General features: G+C 72.8%; 17 protein-coding genes. 4 read left to right on the top strand and 13 right to left on the bottom strand.

The annotated features are described in order from the left end of the window. Positions 1–34: 34 nt before the first annotated feature. The 7 genes from purB to JK359_RS13215 all read right to left on the bottom strand — a co-directional run bounded on the left by purB (position 35) and on the right by JK359_RS13215 (position 9,043). Entirely contained in the window at positions 35–1,477 is a 1,443-nt protein-coding gene (gene purB / locus JK359_RS13245; protein ID WP_201835235.1) for an adenylosuccinate lyase, read from the bottom strand. A gap of 225 nt (positions 1,478–1,702) precedes the next feature. Continuing rightward, entirely contained in the window at positions 1,703–2,491 is a 789-nt protein-coding gene (locus JK359_RS13240; RefSeq protein ID WP_201835233.1) for an SGNH/GDSL hydrolase family protein, read from the bottom strand. A 213-nt stretch (positions 2,492–2,704) separates the two neighbouring features. Continuing rightward, a complete protein-coding gene (locus JK359_RS13235) occupies positions 2,705–3,724 on the bottom strand; it encodes a hemolysin family protein (protein WP_201835231.1) in 1,020 nt (339 codons plus the stop codon). Beyond that, on the bottom strand, positions 3,721–5,115 hold the full coding sequence (locus JK359_RS13230; RefSeq protein ID WP_236677736.1) for a hemolysin family protein: 1,395 nt from the start codon (positions 5,113–5,115) through the stop codon (positions 3,721–3,723). The genes JK359_RS13235 and JK359_RS13230 overlap by 4 nt, the downstream gene beginning before the upstream one ends. Before the next feature lie 206 nt (positions 5,116–5,321). After that, complete coding sequence (locus tag JK359_RS13225; protein WP_372445402.1) at positions 5,322–5,639, bottom strand: GNAT family N-acetyltransferase; 318 nt, start codon at positions 5,637–5,639, stop codon at positions 5,322–5,324. Position 5,640: 1 nt separating this feature from the next. Then, positions 5,641–8,208 carry an ABC transporter permease gene (locus JK359_RS13220; protein WP_201835229.1) on the bottom strand — a complete coding sequence of 856 codons (2,568 nt, stop codon included), beginning with the start codon at positions 8,206–8,208 and terminating at the stop codon, positions 5,641–5,643. Positions 8,209–8,212: 4 nt separating this feature from the next. Further along, positions 8,213–9,043 (bottom strand): ABC transporter ATP-binding protein, encoded by an 831-nt coding sequence (locus JK359_RS13215; protein ID WP_201835227.1) that lies wholly within the window; start codon positions 9,041–9,043, stop codon positions 8,213–8,215. 216 nt (positions 9,044–9,259) lie between these two features. Between JK359_RS13215 and JK359_RS13210 the strand changes: the two genes are divergently transcribed. Beyond that, positions 9,260–9,502: a toxin-antitoxin system HicB family antitoxin gene (locus JK359_RS13210; RefSeq protein ID WP_201835225.1), complete on the top strand. Its 243-nt coding sequence runs from the start codon at positions 9,260–9,262 to the stop codon at positions 9,500–9,502. A gap of 4 nt (positions 9,503–9,506) precedes the next feature. Continuing rightward, entirely contained in the window at positions 9,507–9,881 is a 375-nt protein-coding gene (locus JK359_RS13205; protein WP_201835223.1) for a fic family toxin-antitoxin system, toxin component, read from the top strand. A 158-nt stretch (positions 9,882–10,039) separates the two neighbouring features. On the opposite strand, the gene JK359_RS13200 is transcribed toward JK359_RS13205, so the two are convergent. The 4 genes from JK359_RS13200 to bioB all read right to left on the bottom strand — a co-directional run bounded on the left by JK359_RS13200 (position 10,040) and on the right by bioB (position 14,143). Then, the gene (locus JK359_RS13200) at positions 10,040–10,732 is read right to left on the bottom strand and encodes a class I SAM-dependent methyltransferase (RefSeq protein WP_201835222.1); all 693 of its coding nucleotides are present in this window, start codon (positions 10,730–10,732) and stop codon (positions 10,040–10,042) included. Positions 10,733–10,910: 178 nt separating this feature from the next. Beyond that, entirely contained in the window at positions 10,911–11,627 is a 717-nt protein-coding gene (gene bioD / locus JK359_RS13195; RefSeq protein WP_201835221.1) for a dethiobiotin synthase, read from the bottom strand. 1 nt (position 11,628) lies between these two features. Next, complete coding sequence (locus JK359_RS13190; RefSeq protein WP_201835220.1) at positions 11,629–12,909, bottom strand: adenosylmethionine--8-amino-7-oxononanoate transaminase; 1,281 nt, start codon at positions 12,907–12,909, stop codon at positions 11,629–11,631. Beyond that, entirely contained in the window at positions 12,902–14,143 is a 1,242-nt protein-coding gene (gene bioB / locus JK359_RS13185) for a biotin synthase BioB (RefSeq protein ID WP_201835219.1), read from the bottom strand. Before bioB ends, JK359_RS13190 begins: the two co-directional genes overlap by 8 nt. A gap of 147 nt (positions 14,144–14,290) precedes the next feature. Here bioB and JK359_RS13180 point away from each other — a divergent pair, with 147 nt between their 5' ends. Next, positions 14,291–15,418, top strand: coding sequence for an 8-amino-7-oxononanoate synthase (locus JK359_RS13180; protein ID WP_201835218.1), 1,128 nt, complete (start codon positions 14,291–14,293; stop codon positions 15,416–15,418). Positions 15,419–15,495: 77 nt separating this feature from the next. Here the strand turns inward: JK359_RS13180 and JK359_RS13175 are convergent, their stop codons facing one another. Next, the gene (locus JK359_RS13175) at positions 15,496–15,717 is read right to left on the bottom strand and encodes a DUF397 domain-containing protein (protein ID WP_201835217.1); all 222 of its coding nucleotides are present in this window, start codon (positions 15,715–15,717) and stop codon (positions 15,496–15,498) included. A 9-nt stretch (positions 15,718–15,726) separates the two neighbouring features. Further along, positions 15,727–16,587 (bottom strand): helix-turn-helix domain-containing protein, encoded by an 861-nt coding sequence (locus JK359_RS13170; RefSeq protein WP_201835216.1) that lies wholly within the window; start codon positions 16,585–16,587, stop codon positions 15,727–15,729. Between the two features lie 212 nt (positions 16,588–16,799). Between JK359_RS13170 and JK359_RS13165 the strand changes: the two genes are divergently transcribed. Next, on the top strand, positions 16,800–17,258 hold the full coding sequence (locus JK359_RS13165; RefSeq protein ID WP_201835214.1) for an ATP-binding protein: 459 nt from the start codon (positions 16,800–16,802) through the stop codon (positions 17,256–17,258). Positions 17,259–17,428 lie beyond the last annotated feature (170 nt).

Raw genomic sequence — 17,428 nt, 5'->3', positions numbered from 1 at the left:
GCCCGGGTGGGGCGGGGAGAGCGCGGCGCGCGGGTCAGAGGATCGCTCCGGGGGTGTAGCCGGCGGCCTCCGGGCGCTGCTTGACGATCTCCTCGATCCGGCCGAGGACCACACCGACCTGGTCGGCGGCGGCACCGGTGAAGGACAGCTTGTCGGCCATCAGCGCGCCCAGCTGCCCGCGGTCGAGCGGCAGCCGCTCGTCGGCGGCCAGCTTGTCGAGCAGGTCGTTGCGCTCGGCACCCTGCTCCCGCATCGCCAGGGCGGTCGCGACGGCGTTCTCCTTGATCGCCTCGTGGGCCACCTCACGGCCGACACCGGCCCGCACGGCACCCATGAGCACCTTGGTGGTGGCCAGGAAGGGCAGGTAGCGGTCCAGCTCACGGGCGACGACGGCGGGGAAGGCGCCGAACTCGTCGAGGACCGTCAGGAAGGTCTCCAGCAGGCCGTCCAGGGCGAAGAACGCGTCCGGCAGCGCGACCCGGCGCACCACCGAGCAGGACACGTCGCCCTCGTTCCACTGGTCGCCCGCCAGCTCGCCGGTCATCGAGGCGTAGCCGCGCAGGATGACCATGAGGCCGTTGACGCGCTCGCAGGAGCGGGTGTTCATCTTGTGCGGCATGGCCGAGGAACCCACCTGGCCGGGCTTGAAGCCCTCGGTGACCAGCTCGTGCCCGGCCATCAGCCGGATCGTCTTGGCCAGCGAGGACGGCGCCGCCGCCAGCTGCACCAGCGCGGTGACGACCTCGTAGTCCAGCGAGCGCGGGTAGACCTGGCCGACCGAGGTGAACGCCTGCGAGAAGCCGAGGTGCCCGGCGATCCGGTTCTCCAGGTCGGCGAGCTTCGCCGCGTCGCCGCCGAGCAGGTCCAGCATGTCCTGCGCGGTGCCGACCGGGCCCTTGATGCCGCGCAGCGGATAGCGGGCGAGGAGTTCCTCGACCCGTCCGTGGGCGACGAGCAGCTCGTCGGCGGCCGTCGCGAACCGCTTGCCGAGGGTGGTGGCCTGCGCGGCGACGTTGTGCGAGCGGCCGGCCATGACCAGCTCGGCGTACTCGCCGGCGAGCTTGCCGAGGCGCGCCAGCACGGCCACCGTACGGTCGCGCATCAGCTCGAGCGAGAGCCGGATCTGCAGCTGCTCGACGTTCTCCGTGAGGTCACGGGAGGTCATGCCCTTGTGCACGTGCTCGTGCCCGGCGAGGTCGTTGAACTCCTCGATCCGCGCCTTCACGTCGTGCCGGGTGACCTTCTCGCGCTCGGCGATCGAGGCCAGGTCGACGGTGTCCAGGACGCGCTCGTAGTCGGCGATCGCCTCGTCCGGCACCTCGATGCCGAGGTCCTTCTGGGCCCGCAGCACGGCGAGCCAGAGCTGCCGCTCCAGTTTCACCTTCTGCTCGGGCGACCAGAGCGTGGCGAGTTCGGTGGAGGCGTAACGTCCGGCGAGGACGTTCGGGATGCGGGGCTTGGCGGGCGCAGAAGTCACGTGTCCAGATTCTACTGGCGGTTCGTGCAGGCCAGCGCCACGCCCCCGTTCAGCGGAACCTACGAGACCCCGGTCACGCCGGTCGGGAGGCCTCGGTCACGCCGGCCGGGAGGACTTGGTCAGCACGGCGGGGACGGCTCGGTCACGGCGGCCGGGTCCGCCGGTTCCGCCGGCACGTGCGCATGGCGCGGCTCCGGAACGCACCGGCAGGCCCGGCTCTTCCGGCTACGCCTGCCCCTCGTAGGGCAGCAGCTCGGGGCGCTTCGGCGGGAGGCCGTCACCGGACGAGCGGCCGGTCAGACGGCGGCCGATCCACGGGAGCAGGTGCTGCCGGGCGAACCTCGCGTCCGCGACGCGCCGCGCCACCCAGCCCGGCGGGAGCGTCGTGGGCATCGGCACGTGCCAGTCGGCGTCCTCCGGCTCGTACCCGAGCGTCTGCCAGACCGCCTCGGCGACCCGGCGGTGCCCCTCCGCCGTGAGGTGCAGCCGGTCCACGTCCCACAGCCGCGGGTCGGCCAGCGCGGGCGCCCCGTACAGGTCGGCCACCAGGGCGCCGTGCTTCTCCGCCAGCTCGTCCACGCAGGCGAACAGCTCCTCCATGCGCGGCCGGAACCGCTCCAGCACCGGCCCCTGGCGGCCCGGGCTGCGCATCAGCACCAGCTGCCTGCAGGAGGGCGCCAGCCGCTCCACGGCCTCGGTGAGCAGTCCCCGGACCCGCCCCATGTCGCACTTGGGCCGCAGGGTGTCGTTGAGGCCGCCGACCAGGGTGATGACGTCCGGGTTCATGGCCGCGGCCACGTCGACCTGCTCGTCGACGATCTGCCCGATCAGCTTGCCGCGTACGGCGAGGTTGGCGTACCGGAACCCTGGCGTGCGGGCGGCCATCCGTGCCGCGAGCAGATCGGCCCATCCGCGGTAGGAGCCGTCGGGCAGCAGGTCCGACATGCCCTCGGTGAAGGAGTCGCCGACCGCGACCAGGCTGGTGTACGGGGGAGATGCGGGATTCGTCTGCATGGCGACAGCGATGGTATCCCGCCGACATACCCGTCGGTCGGTCACCCCGGGGACACCGCATCCGCGACCCCCCGCAGGCCCACCGCGCCTCGGAACACCGGGCTCCGGAACACCGGGCTTCGAAACACCGTGCCCCGGAACACCGCGCCCCGGAACGCCGGGCTCCGGACACCCCGCGGGAACGCCCCCCCGGTTACCCCACCGCCTCGCGCCTCACCCCGGAGCGGGCTGTCCGAACAGTTCCCGGAGCACGTCCTCCATGGTCACCAGGCCGGCCAGCCGACCGTCGTCGCCGAGCACGGCGGCGAGGTGCGTCCGGCTGCCGCGCATCGCGGTGAGCACGTCGTCCAGGGGTGTCCCCGCCCGCACGCGCGCGATGGACCGCATGTCCCCCAGCCGGAACGGCACGTCCCGCGGCGAGGCGTCCAGCGCGTCCTTCACGTGCAGGTACCCCACGATCCGGCGGCCGGTGTCGACCACCGGGAACCGGGAGAAGCCCGACTCGGCCGACAGCCGCTCCAGCTGCTCCGGGGTCACTCCCACGCGCGCGTAGACCACCCGCCGCAGCGGTACGACCACGTCCCGCACCGGGCGGCTGCCCAGCTCCAGGGCGTCGTGCAGCCGTTCCTGCGCCCGGTCGTCGATCAGGCCCGCCAGGCTGGCGTCCTTCACGATCTCGGCCAGCTCGGCGTCCGTGAAGGACGCGGCGACCTCGTCCTTCGCCTCCACCCGGAGCAGCTTCAGCAGCCCGTTGGCGAACGCGTTGACCGTGAAGATCACCGGACGCAGCGCCCGGGACAGCGCGACCAGGGGCGGCCCGAGCAGCAGCGCGCTGCGCACCGGTTCGGCGAGCGCGATGTTCTTGGGGACCATCTCGCCGAGCAGCATGTGCAGATAGGTCGCCAGGGTCAGCGCGATCACGAAGGACACGGCGTGACCGGCGCTCTTGGGCACGCCCACCGCGTGGAACACGGGTTCGAGCAAGTGCGCGATCGCCGGCTCGGCGACGACACCCAGCACCAGCGTGCACAGCGTGATCCCGAGCTGGGCCGCGGCCAGCAGCGCGGACACGTGCTCCAGGCCCCACAGCACGCTCCGCGCGCGTCGGTCGCCCTCCTGGGCCAGCGGCTCGACCTGCGAGCGGCGCACGGAGATGAGGGCGAACTCGGCGCCCACGAAGAAGGCGTTGACGACGAGGGTCGCCAGACCGATCAGCAGCTGTACGGCGGTCATCGGGTCCCCTCCTCCGGTGTCGCGCCCCACCGCCGGCGGGTGCGCTCACCGCCCCTGTCGTCGGCCTTTCCGGTCGTCTTCGCGTCGTCCAGGGGCGCGTGCAGCAGAACCCGGGCGGCGCGGCGGCCCGAGGCGTCGAGCACGTCCAGCCGCCAGCCGGCCACCTCGACGCTGTCACCGGCGGCGGGTATCCGGCCCAGCTCGCTGGCGACCAGGCCGGCCAGCGTCTCGTACGGCCCCTCGGGCGCGCGCAGTCCCACGCGCGCTAGCTGGTCGGTGCGGGCGGCGCCGTCCGCCGCGTAGAGGGCCCGGCCCTCCTCGTCCGCGCCGGCGGGGGCGATGTCGGGCGTCTCGTGCGGGTCGTGCTCGTCCCGTACCTCGCCGACGACCTCCTCGACGATGTCCTCGAGCGTGGCCACGCCGGCCGTGCCGCCGTACTCGTCGATGACGACGGCCATCGTGCGCCTGCCACCGAGCCGGTCCAGCAGCCGGTCCACGGTCAGCGACTCGGGCACCAGCAGCGGCTCGCGCATCACCTGGGCCACCGTGCGGTGGCGCCGCTCGTCCGCCGGCACGGCCAGCACGTCCTTGATGTGGGCGGTGCCGACGACGGTGTCCAGGCTGTTGCGGTAGACCGGGAAGCGGGACAGGCCCGTCGCCCGGGTGGCGTTGGCCACGTCCTCGCAGGTCGCCTGGGTGTCCAGGGCGATCACCTGGACGCGTGGGGTCATCACGTTCTCCGCCGTGAGATCGGCGAGATTCAGCGTCCGGACGAACAGCTCGGCGGTGTCGGCCTCCAGGGCGCCCTCCTTGGCGGAGTGCCGGGCGAGCGCGGCCAGCTCCTGCGGCCCGCGCGCGGAGGCCAGCTCCTCGGCGGGTTCGATGCCGATCCGGCGCACGAAACGGTTGGCGGTGTTGTTCAGGTGGGTGATGAAGGGGCGGAAGGCCGCGCTGAACCAGCGCTGGGCGTTGCCCACGCGCCGGGCCACGGTCAGCGGCGAGGAGATCGCCCAGTTCTTCGGCACCAGCTCGCCGACGACCATCAGGAACACCGTCGACAGGGCCGTGCCCAGCACCAGCGCGACCGAGCCGGCCGTGCCGGGGGACAGGCCCATCGCGCGGAACGGTCCGGCCAGCAGCCGGGCGATCGACGGCTCGGCGAGCATGCCGACCACCAGGTTGGTGACGGTGATGCCGAGCTGGGCGCCGGAGAGCTGGAAGGTCAGGTTCCGTACGGCCTTCAGGGCGCCCGCGGCACCCCGCTCGCCGCGCTCGGCGGCCCGCTCCAGCTCGCTGCGCTCGACCGTGGTCAGCGAGAACTCCGCCGCCACGAAGGCGCCGCAGGCGAGCGACAGCAGGATCGCCACCAGGAGGAGGAGCACTTCTGTCATCGGGTCACCCCCGTCCCATGATCGGACAGGGCAGGGGAGAACGCGCGGCGTCGTGGACCGGGGGGCTCGCCCATGGGCGGACGCTCACAACCTTTCATGGAGGGCCGAGTACTCCCTCAATGGTAAAGGATGAGCAAAAAGCCTGGGGTTTGCGCCGGCGGGACCGGTTACCGGAGGCGAGACCGGTCCCGTCGACGACGCCGGCCTCAGCCGGTGAGGGACCTCACCGGCTTCACCCAGCGCCGCCAGTGCTCCTCCGGCTCGTACCCGGCGGCGCGCCAGGCGTGGTGTGCCGTCTCGTTGCGCACCAGCACCATGGCGTCCGCCCGCCGGCCGCCGAGTCGTACGAAGCGCTCCTCGGCGGCGGCCAGGAGGACCGAGCCGACGCCCCGGCGCCGCCGCTCCGGATGCACCGCGAGGCGGTACAGGTGGCACCGCCAGCCGTCGAAGCCGGCGATCACCGTGCCCACCAGCTCGCCCCCCGGTGAAGGCTGTGACGTCCGTGTGCCCGGCGGCCGGGGCAGCTCACTCGTGGGCGATCGCCGCCAGTACGTTCATGCGTGACGCCCGCAGCGCCGGCAGCAGCGCCGCCACCACCCCCACCACCGCCGAACCGATCACCACCGCGACGATCGTGCCCCAGGGGATCGCCAGCGCGGTCAGCCCGCGCAGCGCCAGCACCCGCTGCATGCACACGCCCCACACCAGCCCCAGCCCGAGCCCGAGAACCGCGCCGAACACCGCGATCACCACCGACTCCAGCCGGATCATCCGGCGCAGCTGCCGCCGCCCCAGTCCGATCGCCCGCAGCAACCCGATCTCCCGGGTCCGCTCCACCACCGACAGCGCGAGGGTGTTGACCACCCCGAGCACGGCGATGACGATCGCCAGTCCGAGCAGCGCGTACACCAGGTACAGCAGGACGGCGATCTGGCTGTGCACCAGCTCCTTGTAGTCGGCCTGGTCACGCACCTGCACCTGCGGGTACGGCTCGAGCGCACGCTCCAGCCGAGGCCGCAGGTCCGCCGGACCCGTCCCGGGGGCCGCGTTGACGTAGAGCGCGGAGTCCTGGGCGTCCGGCGCGTACTTCGCCAGCGTCGCAAGGCCGAAGTAGAGGCCCCCCTCGGTGCCGAAGCCCTCCGCGACGTCCTGGTCGGTGAGCGCCGAGACCGTCAGCCCGGTGTGCCGTCCGCCCGGGAACTCCACCGGGAGCACGCTGCCCACACGCAGGCCGTGGTCCCGGGCGAAGTCGGCGTCCACGGCGACGCGCCCGTCGGCCAGCGCGGCCGGCGAACCGCCCTGCACGTAGGTGATGTGCACGACGTCGTCGAGCCCGGCACCGTACGCGGCGGCGGTCGTCCGGACCCGGTCGCCGTCCGGCAGCCGTACCGCGACCGGGGTGAGGCGCTGCGCCACCACGAGCCCCACTCCGCGCGTGCGGGCCACGCCGTCCTTCACCTGCCGGGTGAAAGGGGTGAAGTTGGCGTTCTGGACGATGAAGTCGGCGCCGAGGTTCTCGTCGATCTGCCGGTCGAACGACGCGGACATCGAGGCGCTCGCCACCGACATGCCGCCCACCAGGGCGAGGCCCACCATCAGCGCGGCGGCCGTGGCACCGGTGCGGCGCGGATTGCGCAGGGCGTTGCGCTGGCTCATCCGGCCGACCGGGCCGAACAGCGCGGGAAACGCCCCGCCCAGCACCCGGATCACCGGCCGTACCAGCAGCGGCCCGGCGACCACGGTCGCGATCAGCGTCAGGACGACGCCGGCCCCCAGCAGCGAGGCGGCCCGGCCGGTGCTCGTGGCCGCCGCGCACCCGGCCAGCGCCGCCGCCCCGGCCGTCCCGATCACCGCCCCGGTGATCGCCCGCACCGTCAACGGCTTGCCCGATCCGGCGACTTCGGCGTCCGCGAGCGCGGCCATCGGGGAGACGGCCGCCGCGCGCCGCGCCGGCAGGTAGGCGGCCACGAAGGTGACACCGAGCCCGACGGCGTAGGCCGTGACGGGCGTGGCCCAGCCGATCACCATCTCCGTGGCCTTCAGGTTCATCCCGAACGTGCTCAGCAGCCGCACCAGGCCGAACGCCAGCCCTGTGCCGGCGGCGAGACCGAGCGTCGAGCCGGCCAGCCCCAGCAGAAACGCCTCCGTGAGCACCGAGCGCCGTACCTGCCGCCGGTCCGCGCCCAGCGCCCGCAGCAGGCCCAGCTCCCGGGTGCGCTGGGCGATCAGCATGGTGAACGTGTTGACGATGAGGAACACGCCCACGAGCAGCGCGACCCCGGCGAAGCCCAGCATCACGTACTTGATCACGTCCAGGAACCTGCCCAGGCCGGCCGCCGCCGACTTGGCCCGTTCGCCGGCGGTCTTCAGGTCGTAGGCGCCGGAGCCGATCGCCGCGCCGATCCGGTGCTTCAGCTCCGCGTCGGACACACCGGCCGCCGCGTCCACCGAGATGCTCGTCGCCTTCGCGGACGAGCCGAGCAACTCGCGGCCCGCCACCGCCGGGTCCAGGAAGACGAGGGCGGCGCCCGGGTTGGTCGTGGTGAACGTGGCGATGCCGACGACCCGCACCCGGAGGGTGCCCGGCTGCGCCTGCACGGTCAGCGTGTCCCCGATGCGCACGCCGCGCCTGCCGGCCGTGTCGGCGTCCAGCAACACCTCCCCGGCGCCGTGCGGGGCGTGTCCGGAGGTGAGCTTCACCGGGCTGCGGTGGGTGACGTACCAGGCCATGGTGAGGGTCGGGGCACCGGTGGTGGGGCCGACGGACCTGTGGTGACGGTCGACCACGACGGCGTTCTGCACCGACACCTCGGCGCGTGCCGCCGCGACGCCGTCGACCTTCGCCACCCGGTCCCTGAGCGCGGCGGGCAGGGTCTGCACCGAACCGCTCAGCCGCGTCGACCTCAGGTCCTGTTCCGGCTGGACCGTCACATCGGCGGCGGTGGAGGCGAAAAGCCGGTCGAAGGTCCGGGTCACGGTGTCGGAGAAGATCAAGCTGCCCGCGACGAAGGCCACGGACAGGATCACGGCCAGCGCGGACAGCGCCAGCCGTCCCTTGTGCGCGAGGAAGCTCCTCAGGGTCGCCTTCAGCACCGGGTCAGTCCTCCTGTGCGACGACGTCGTCAGCGGTCCGGCCGCGGACCACGACGACATCGGGCGGCCTGGGGTTCGCCCTGGTGAAAAGGTGCATGCGTGCCAGGACGGCGTCGGCCGTCGGCTGTTCCATCTCGTCCACGATCCGCCCGTCGGCCAGGTAGAGCACGAGGTCGGAGTGGGCGGCGGCACCCGGATCGTGCGTGACCATCACGACCGTCTGCCCGAGGTCGTCCACGGCACCGCGCAGAAAGCCCAGCACCTCCAGGCCGGCCCCCGAGTCCAGGTTGCCGGTCGGCTCGTCGGCGAAGATCAGCTCGGGCCGGGAGGCCAGTGCCCGTGCGCACGCGACCCGCTGCTGCTGACCGCCGGACAGCTGGGCCGGCCGGTGGTTCAGGCGGTTCCGCAGCCCGAGGGTGTCGACGACCCGGTCCAGCCACAGCGCATCGGGCTTCCGGCCGGCGATGTCCATCGGCAGGGTGATGTTCTCGGCGGCGGTGAGCGTCGGGATGAGGTTGAACGACTGGAACACGAACCCGATCCGGTCCCGGCGGAGCCGCGTCAGTTCCCGTTCCTTCAAACCGGTGATCTCGGTGCCACCGAGCCACACCTGACCCGCCGACACCGTGTCCAGGCCGGCGAGGCAGTGCATGAGCGTGGACTTCCCGGAGCCCGAGGGGCCCATCACGGCGGTGAAGCGGCCCCGGGCGATGTCGACGTCCACCGCGTCCAGGGCGAGCACCGCCGTCTCACCGGAGCCGTACGCCTTGGTCAGCCCGCGGGCGCGGGCCGCGACCTCGCCGTCCGGCGTCTCGTGCGCAGCAGGTGTGGTCAAGACCGCCTCCCGGTCGCCTGAACCGCCCGTCCGGGGCGAGCGTAGGGGACGGGCCGACCCGGCGCACCACTTCCGTGCGACGGGCCGACCCCCGCGCACCGCTTCCGTGCGACGGGCCGACCCGGCGCGGCCACTTCCGTGCCACGACCCGGCGCACCACCTCCGCGCCGCCGCGCGCCCTTGCCCCCGCTAGCATTCCGGCGCTAGCTTCACGGTATGGCGAAGACCCAGCTGAACGTGCGCGTCGACGAGGGCACCGCCCGCGCGGCCCGCGAGCGCGCCCTGGCCCGCGGCATGAGCGTGAACCGCTACATCGAAGAGCTGGTCCGGCAGGACACCGGGGAGGCGGGCCGCACGTTCATGGAGGCCGCCGCCGACTTCATGCAGCAGTACGAGTCCGTGTTCGCCGAGGAGTTCGCCGAGACCCGCGGCACGCCCCCCGGCGAAGGCCGTCACTGAGCCCTTGAACGATCTCAGCATCGACCTCGCCTGGCTGCTCATGCTCGCCGAACAGCAGACCCCCGGAGACCCGCAGGTCACCGACTGGGGTGCCCTGGTCGCCGCGGTCGCCCGGCACCGCGCCGAGATATTCGGCGTACCGGTCTACGACACCCCGCACGCGCGAGCCGCCTCCCTGCTCCAGCTGCTCATCCACGTCCCGGCCCTGGAACGCTCCAACGCCCTGTTCGCCTCGGCGGTCGCCTACGCCTACCTGGTGGCCAGCGGGGTGAAGGTCGTCACCACACCCGAACAGGTCAGAGACCTCGCCCGGCTGGTCAAGGACGGCACGGCCGACGTCGACGCCATCGCCCGTGAACTGCGCCGCTGGAGCAGCTGACCGACGTCTGCGCCGCTGAGAGCAGCTGACCGACGTTGCGCCGCGGGAGCGGCCGACCGGGCGTGCGCCGCCGGACAGCTGACGAGGTGTGCGCCGGACAGCTGACGAGGTGTGCGCCGCCGGACAGCCGACGAGGCGTGTGCCGGCCGACCAGCCGATCAGCGTCCGCCCGGCTCGTCCGGTCGCCAGGCGACGCCCAGCGCACAGTAGGAGGTCGGCAGTACCGGCCCCTTGTCGGGCAGCAGCACCCGCCGGTGCGGGCCGAGCGCGAACCCGGCCGCGCGCAGGGCGGCGACCGGCTCCCGGGACACATGGCAGCCGCCGGTCAGAGCGGGCCAGACGGTCCGGTCCAGCGTCCGCTGGGTCAGCGTCATCGCCCGCCCGCCGCCCCGCCCGTGCTCGAAGAACCGCACCTCGCCGCCCGGCCGGAGCACTCTGCGCACCTCGCTCAGCGCCCGCGCCACGTCGCGCACGCTGCACAGCACCAGCGACAGCACGGCCGCGTCGAACGCCTCGCTCTTGACCGGCAGGGCCTCCGCCGCGCCCGGCACCACGTCGACCGGCACCTCGCAGCGCAGCGCCGCCTCCAGGGCCAACTTCCGCAGCAGGGGCTCCGGTTCGATCGCGACGACCTCCGCGACGGTGCCGGGGTAGTGCCGGAAGTTCAGCCCGTTGCCCGCGCCGACCTCGATCACGCGCCCGGACAGCCCGGTGAGCAGCCGCTCCCGCACCCCGGCCATGCCGAGCCGGGTCTCGGCACTCACGCTGGCCCGGGCGTAGTAGCGGGCGAACACCGGATGGCTGACGGGACTCCGCGCCACCTGGGCGGATCGAGTGGACAGCAGCCGCATGGCAACCTCCCTGGAGCAGGACGGCCCTGGGAAGAGTGTCCCCAGGGAAGCCCCGGCGCACCCCACCCGGCCCCGGCCGCCCGCCGCGGAATCCCGTCCGCAGCGGACGAAGGCCGACCGCTACGGTGCCTCCCGGATCCGGAACGCCTCTGCGTCCCAGGTCCCGGAAGGCCGACCGCTACGGTGCCTCCCGGATCCGGAACGCCTCTGCATCCCAGGTCCCGTCCAGCCGTGGGGCGAGCCAGCCCGCGGCCGCCGTGCGGAACTCGGCGGGCGGCAACGCCCCGGCCCCGGCGGGCACCGCGCCGAGCAGCGGGGCCGCGGCGACCTCCGGCAGGTCGGCCACGTTGCAGCGGGTGGGCAGGTCGGGCTCGGCCGGCCAGCTGCCGATCACCACACCGGCCGACTCCAGCCCCCGGCGGCGCAGTTCGCGGGCCGTCAGCTCCGTCGTGTTGAGCGTGCCGAGCCCGGCCTGGGCGACGACCAGCACCGGCGCGCCCAGCAACTGGGCCACGTCGGCCAGCGTGCCGCCGGCCGCGTCGAACCGGACGAGCAGCCCGCCCGCCCCCTCGACCAGCACCAGATCGTGCTCGGTGGCCAGCTTGGCGGCCCGCTCGGCCACCTCGGGCGGGTGCACCGGCGCCATCCCGGCCCGCCGGGCCGCCGTGCCCGGTGCCAACGGCTCGGGGAACCGGGCGATCTCGCCGGCCGTGACCGGCCCGGCGAGCCGGGCGACCTCGTCCGCGTCCCCGCGCTCGTCCGGTCCCACGCCCGTCTGGGCGGCTTTCAGTACGGCCACCGAACGCCCGGCCGCGAGCGCCGCGGCGGCGACGGCGGCCGTGGTGACGGTCTTGCCGACCTCCGTGCCCGTCCCCGTGATCACCAGTACCGGCATCTCATCCCTCCCGTGCCGCGGCGCACACGGCCCGCGCGATCCGTGCCACGTCCTCGTCCGAGGTGACGTAGGGCGGCATCGTGTAGATCAGGTCGCGGAAGGGACGCAGCCACACGCCCTCCCGCACGGCGGCGTCGGTGGCCGCCCGCATGTCGACCTCATGGTCGAGCTGGACGACTCCGATGGCCCCCAGCACACGGACGTCCCGCACCCCGGGGATCCCGCCGGCCGGTGCCAGGCCGTCGCGCAGGCCCGTCTCGATCCGCTTGACCTCCGCCGGCCAGTCCTGCCCCAGCAGCAGCCCGATGGAGGCGCAGGCCACCGCGGCGGCCAGCGGGTTGCCCATGAACGTCGGTCCGTGGGCCAGTACCGGTACCTCGCCCTGCGAGATGCCGTCGGCGACCCGGGAGGTGCACAAGGTGGCGGCCATCGTCAGATAGCCACCGGTGAGCGCCTTGCCCACGCACATCACGTCCGGCGTGACGGCCGCGTGGTCCGCCGCGAACAGCGCGCCGGTGCGGCCGAACCCGGTGGCGATCTCGTCGAACACCAGCAGCACGTCGTGCGCGTCGCACGCCTCGCGCAGCACCCGCAGATAGGCGGGGGAGTGGAAGCGCATCCCGCCCGCCCCCTGCACCACCGGCTCCACGATGACCGCGGCCAGCTCGTCCGCGTGCCGTGCGATCAGCTCCCGCAGATGCTCCGCGTACGTCTCCTCGTACCCGGCGGGCGGCGGGTCCGCGAACACCTGGCGCTGCAGCACTCCGGTCCACAGCCCGTGCATGCCGCCCTCGGGGTCGCAGACCGACATGGGCTGCCAGGTGTCGCCGTGGTAGCCGCCCCGCCAGGTCAGCAGCCGCTGTTTGCCGGGCCGGCCGAGCGAACGCCAGTACTGCAGGCACATCTTCACCGCGACCTCGACCGACACCGACCCGGAGTCGGCCAGGAAGACGTGCTCCAGGCCGTCGGGCGAGATGTCGACGAGGAGTTTCGCGAGCCGGACGGCGGGCTCGTGCGTGAGCCCCCCGAACATCACATGACTCATCCGCCCGAGCTGGGCATGCGCCGCCTCGTTGAGGACCGGGTGGTTGTAGCCGTGGATGGCCGACCACCACGACGACATGCCGTCGACCAGCTCGCCGGAGCCGTTCGCCAGCCGCAGCCGGACCCCGCTCGCCGCTTCCACGACGAGCGGTTCCACCCGCCCGGGCATCGGGCCGTACGGATGCCAGACGTGCCGCCGGTCCAGTTCCAGCAGTTCCGGCACCCCGAGGTCAGGCATTGGGCGCGAGGTCCGTTCCGGCGCCACGGCGGCGGACGGCGACGAGGTCGGTGCGGGGCTCGTTCGTCCCGGCCGGCGCGCTCGCCGTACCGCAGACACCGCCGCCCTCGTGCGAACCGCAGCCGGCCCCGGCGTGCGAACCGCAGCCCGCCTCCGCCTCGGAACCGCAGCCCGTCTGAGCCGCCGAACCGCAGCCCGCCGCGGCGTGCGAGCCGCAGCCGCCGCCGGCCGCCCGGTGCTCCGGCAGGGTGATCTGGTCCGCGCCCTCCACCTCGAATCCCGCGTCCGCGATCATCTCCAGGTCGGCCTTGCCCGCCTGGCCCTCGCTGGTCAGGTAGTCGCCGAGGAAGATGGAGTTGGCCAGGTTCAGTGCGAGGGGCTGCATGGTGCGCAGATGGACCTCGCGGCCGCCCGCGATGCGGACCTCCACGTCCGGGCAGACGAACCGGACCATCGCCAGGATCCGCAGGCAGCGCTGCGGGGTGAGGTTCCACTCCTTGGCCAGCGGGGTGCCCTCGAACGGGATCAGGAAGTTCACCGGCACCGAGTCCGGGTCCAGCTCGCGCAGCGAGTAGACGACGTCGACCAGGTCCTCGTCGGTCTCGCCCATGCCCGCGATCAGACCCGAACAGGCGGACAGACCGGCCGCGTGCGCCTTCTGCACCGTGTCCACCCGGTCGGCGTACGTGTGGGTGGTCGTGATGTCCCCGTAGGTGGACTCCGAGGTGTTGAGGTTGTGGTTGTAGGCGTCCGCGCCCGCCTCGCGCAGCCGCTCGGCCTGACCGTCGGAGAGCAGGCCCAGGCAGGCGCACACCTCGACGCCCTCGTTCTGGTCCTTGATCGCCTTGATGGTGTCCGAGACCCGGTCCACGTCCCGGTCCGTCGGACCGCGCCCGCTGGCCACCAGACAGACCCGCTTGGCGCCGCCGGCGAGACCCGCAGCGGCGGCCTTGGAGGCCTCGTCCGGCTTGAGCCAGGTGTACTTCAGGATCCCGGCCTCGGAGCCCAGCCGCTGGGAGCAGTAGGAGCAGTCCTCCGGGCACAGGCCCGACTTCAGGTTCACCAGATAGTTGAGCTTCACCCGTCGCCCGAACCAGTGCCGGCGCACCTTGCCGGCCGCGGCCACCACGTCGAGCAGGTCGTCATCGGAGGTGGCCAGAACGGCGAGCGCTTCCTCGCGGGTCGGCAGCTCGCGCCGAAGCCCCTTGTCCACCAGCGTGTTCAGCAGGTCCATGAGGTCCGATCCTGTCCTACGGGACCGCCCCGGGCCAAGGAGACTTCGCACAACAGAGTCGGATCACCGTGTGGGTATTGCCACACCCTGGGCGGCAGGGCTGGCCGCTAGTGTCTGTCCGCTACCTACAAAAGCACCGGAGGACCCATGGCGTTCGGCTGGATCGACGAGCAGGCCGAGGCGCGCAGCCGCGCCGGACTCGTACGCACCCTGCGCCCGCGCCCCGCCGGCTCGCCGCTGCTGGACCTGGCCGGAAATGACTACCTGGGCCTGACCCGCCATCCCGAGGTCACCGAGGGAGCGGCCCGGGCCGCCCGGACCTGGGGCGGCGGCTCCACCGGCTCCCGGCTCGTCACCGGCACCACCGAGCTGCACACCGAGCTGGAGCAGGCGCTGGCCGCGTTCTGCGGGTTCGAGGCGGCCCTGGTCTTCTCCTCCGGGTACGCCGCCAACCTGGCCGCCGTCACCGCGCTCGGTCCGCACGGCTCCCTGATCGTCTCCGACGCGGGCAACCACGCCTCCCTCATCGACGGCTGCCGGCTCGCCCGGGGCGACCGGCAGGTCGTGGGGCACGCGGACCCCGAGGCCGTGCGCAAGGCCCTGGCCGCGCACGAGGGCACGGCGATCGTCGTCTCCGACACGGTGTTCTCCGTCGACGGGGACCGGGCCCCGCTCGCCGAACTGGCGGCGGCGTGCCGGGAGCACGGCGCCGGACTGGTCGTGGACGACGCCCACGGCCTGGGCGTGCTGGGCGAGGGCGGCCGGGGCGCGCCGTACGCGGCCGGGCTCGCGGGCGCCGCCGACGTGGTGGCCACGGCGACCCTGTCGAAGTCGCTGGGCAGCCAGGGCGGGGTGGTGCTCGGCCCGTCCCGGGTGATCGACCACCTGGTCAACGCGGCCCGTACCTTCATCTTCGACACCGGCCTGGCACCCGCGGCGGCCGGTGCCGCGCTGGCGGCGCTGCGGCTGCTGGAGCGCGAGCCCGAACGGGCGGCGCGGGCCCGTGAGGTGGCCGCGGAACTGCACGCGCGGCTGACCGCCGCGGGTCTGGAGGCGGTACGTCCGGACGCGGCGGTGGTCTCCGTGCGGGCTCCGTCCCCGGAGCAGGCGGTGCGCTGGGCGGCCGACTGCCGTGCGGCAGGCCTGGCCGTGGGCTGCTTCCGTCCTCCTTCCGTGCCCGACGGCGTCTCACGGCTGAGGCTCACCGCCCGCGCGGACCTCTCCGGGGCGGAGATCGAACGCGCTGTACGGGTCATCGGCGAGACGCGACCATGAGTCGGCGTGACACGGCCGTGTATCGCACGAGATTGATGGAAAACTGATCGATTTTGAACGGAAAGTGACCAGGTCGGTCAGAGCGTGGTGACGAATCCCGTCCAGCTCTCGGGGGAGAAGAGCAGTGAGGGTCCGGCGGGATCCTTCGAGTCGCGCACGGCGAGCAGTCCGGCCTCCGGGCCGGAGTGCGGCCGGGCCGTCTCCACGCAGTTGTTCGCTCCCGTGCTGTAGCTGCTGCGCAGCCAGCGCACGTCGTGCAGATCGGTACTGGCAGAAACGTTCCGAGGCAGAACGGACATGGTGCCTCCTTACGCGCCGTCACCTATCCCGGCGATGTAGTCCAACGAGTCCTCGGGGGAAAGGGCGTGGAACTGAAGGGTGTTGAAGGCCTCGGAGTAGGCCATCAGGTCTTCTTTCCGTTCCAGATAGAGGCTACTCGTCAACTGGTCGAGAACAACCACATCCAGATCAGAAGTGCTCGGAAATGAGAAGATAACGAAAGGCCCGGTGAGGCCGACATGTGCCCCCGCCCCGAAGGGCAGCACCTGGAGCCGTACTTGCGGCAGCCGGGCCGCCTCCATCAGCCGTTCGAGCTGCCGCGCCATCACCCCGGGACCGCCGACCTCGCGGCGCAGCACCGCCTCGTCCAGCACCGCGCTCAGCACCAGCGGCGGATCCGAACGCAGCACGTCCTGCCTGGCCAGGCGCACTTCGACCAGCGCGTCCAGCCGGTCCTCGTCCAGGTCGTTCACGGCCGCCCGGGTCACCGCGCGGGCGTACTCGGCGGTCTGCAGCAGACCGGGCACGACCGTGGTCTCCAGGGTGCGCATGGCGCTGGCCTGCGACTCCAGGCTGATGAAGTCGCGGTACGTGGGGGGCAGCACCCCGCGGTAGGCGTGCCACCAGCGGTGCCGGCCGCCCGCGTCCTCCGACCCCGCGAGCATCAGCAGCAACTCGCGCAGATGTCCGTCCCGGACACCGTAGGCGTCGAGGAGTAACCTCAGATCGGCCGGTTTCACACCGCTGGCGCCGGTCTCGATACGGCTCACCTTCGACTGGTGCCAGCCGACCAGCCGCGCCGCCTCGCCGCTCGTGAGCCCGGCACAGGTGCGCAGCATCCGCAGTTCGGCGCCCAGTTTCCGTCGGCGCACTGCCGGACCGTTCTGCATGACCTCCTCCTTACTCCTTCCGGGCCACCCAAATACGGTCTCGCGTCGCAGAGTTCACCGCTTCGAGCGACAGATATATGCATATCTTGGTGGATCGCTCCCCGTGACCGGGCGTTGATGGCAGTCTGGCGAGCAAGCACCAGTCCGGGACCGTACTCGAACCATCCGCTGTATGTCGGACCGCGGTCCCGTGGGAAAGGGACGACGTCGCCATGGCAGACCATCTGGAAGCATCCGTCACTCTGCCGAGCGATCCCGCCTCGGTCTCCGCCGCCCGCACCTACGTCGTGGGAACCCTCGCGGAGTGGGGCCTTCCGTCCGACACCGACGTGGCCGACACCGTCCGGCTCATCGTCTCCGAACTCGCCACCAACGCCGTACAGCACACCTTCGGCCAGTCACCCACCTTCACGGTCGACATCGCGCTGCACCATGACGAACACCTGCGCATCGGCGTCACGGACAGCCATCCACGCTTTCCGAAGAGACTGCCCGCGGCCGTCCAGCAGGACAACGGCCGCGGCATGGTCATCATCCGCTGGCTCACCGCGGAGTGCGGCGGGAGACTCCGGATCCGCCCCACCCGCGAGGGTGGCAAGACGGTCTTCATCGAACTCCCGTGGTCGGTCTCGGCCGCGTCGGTACCGGCGGGGGGACCGCAGGAACTCTGAGTGCAGGGCGCCGAAGCGGGGAAAAGCGGGCCGCCGGGACCGTGCGGCGCAGACGGCCGTCCTCCAGGGGGCGTACCCCGACCGGCGCGACCGCGGTCCGGGCCACCGTCTCCGGTACGACAGCCACCCCGAGCCACGCACTCCGTTCCGGGCCCTGCAGCTGTTCGGCG

This window comes from Streptomyces actinomycinicus (genome assembly GCF_016741775.1).
Classification (GTDB): Bacteria; Actinomycetota; Actinomycetes; order Streptomycetales; family Streptomycetaceae; genus Streptomyces; species Streptomyces actinomycinicus.
This window is presented reverse-complemented; position numbering and strand designations above follow the sequence as displayed.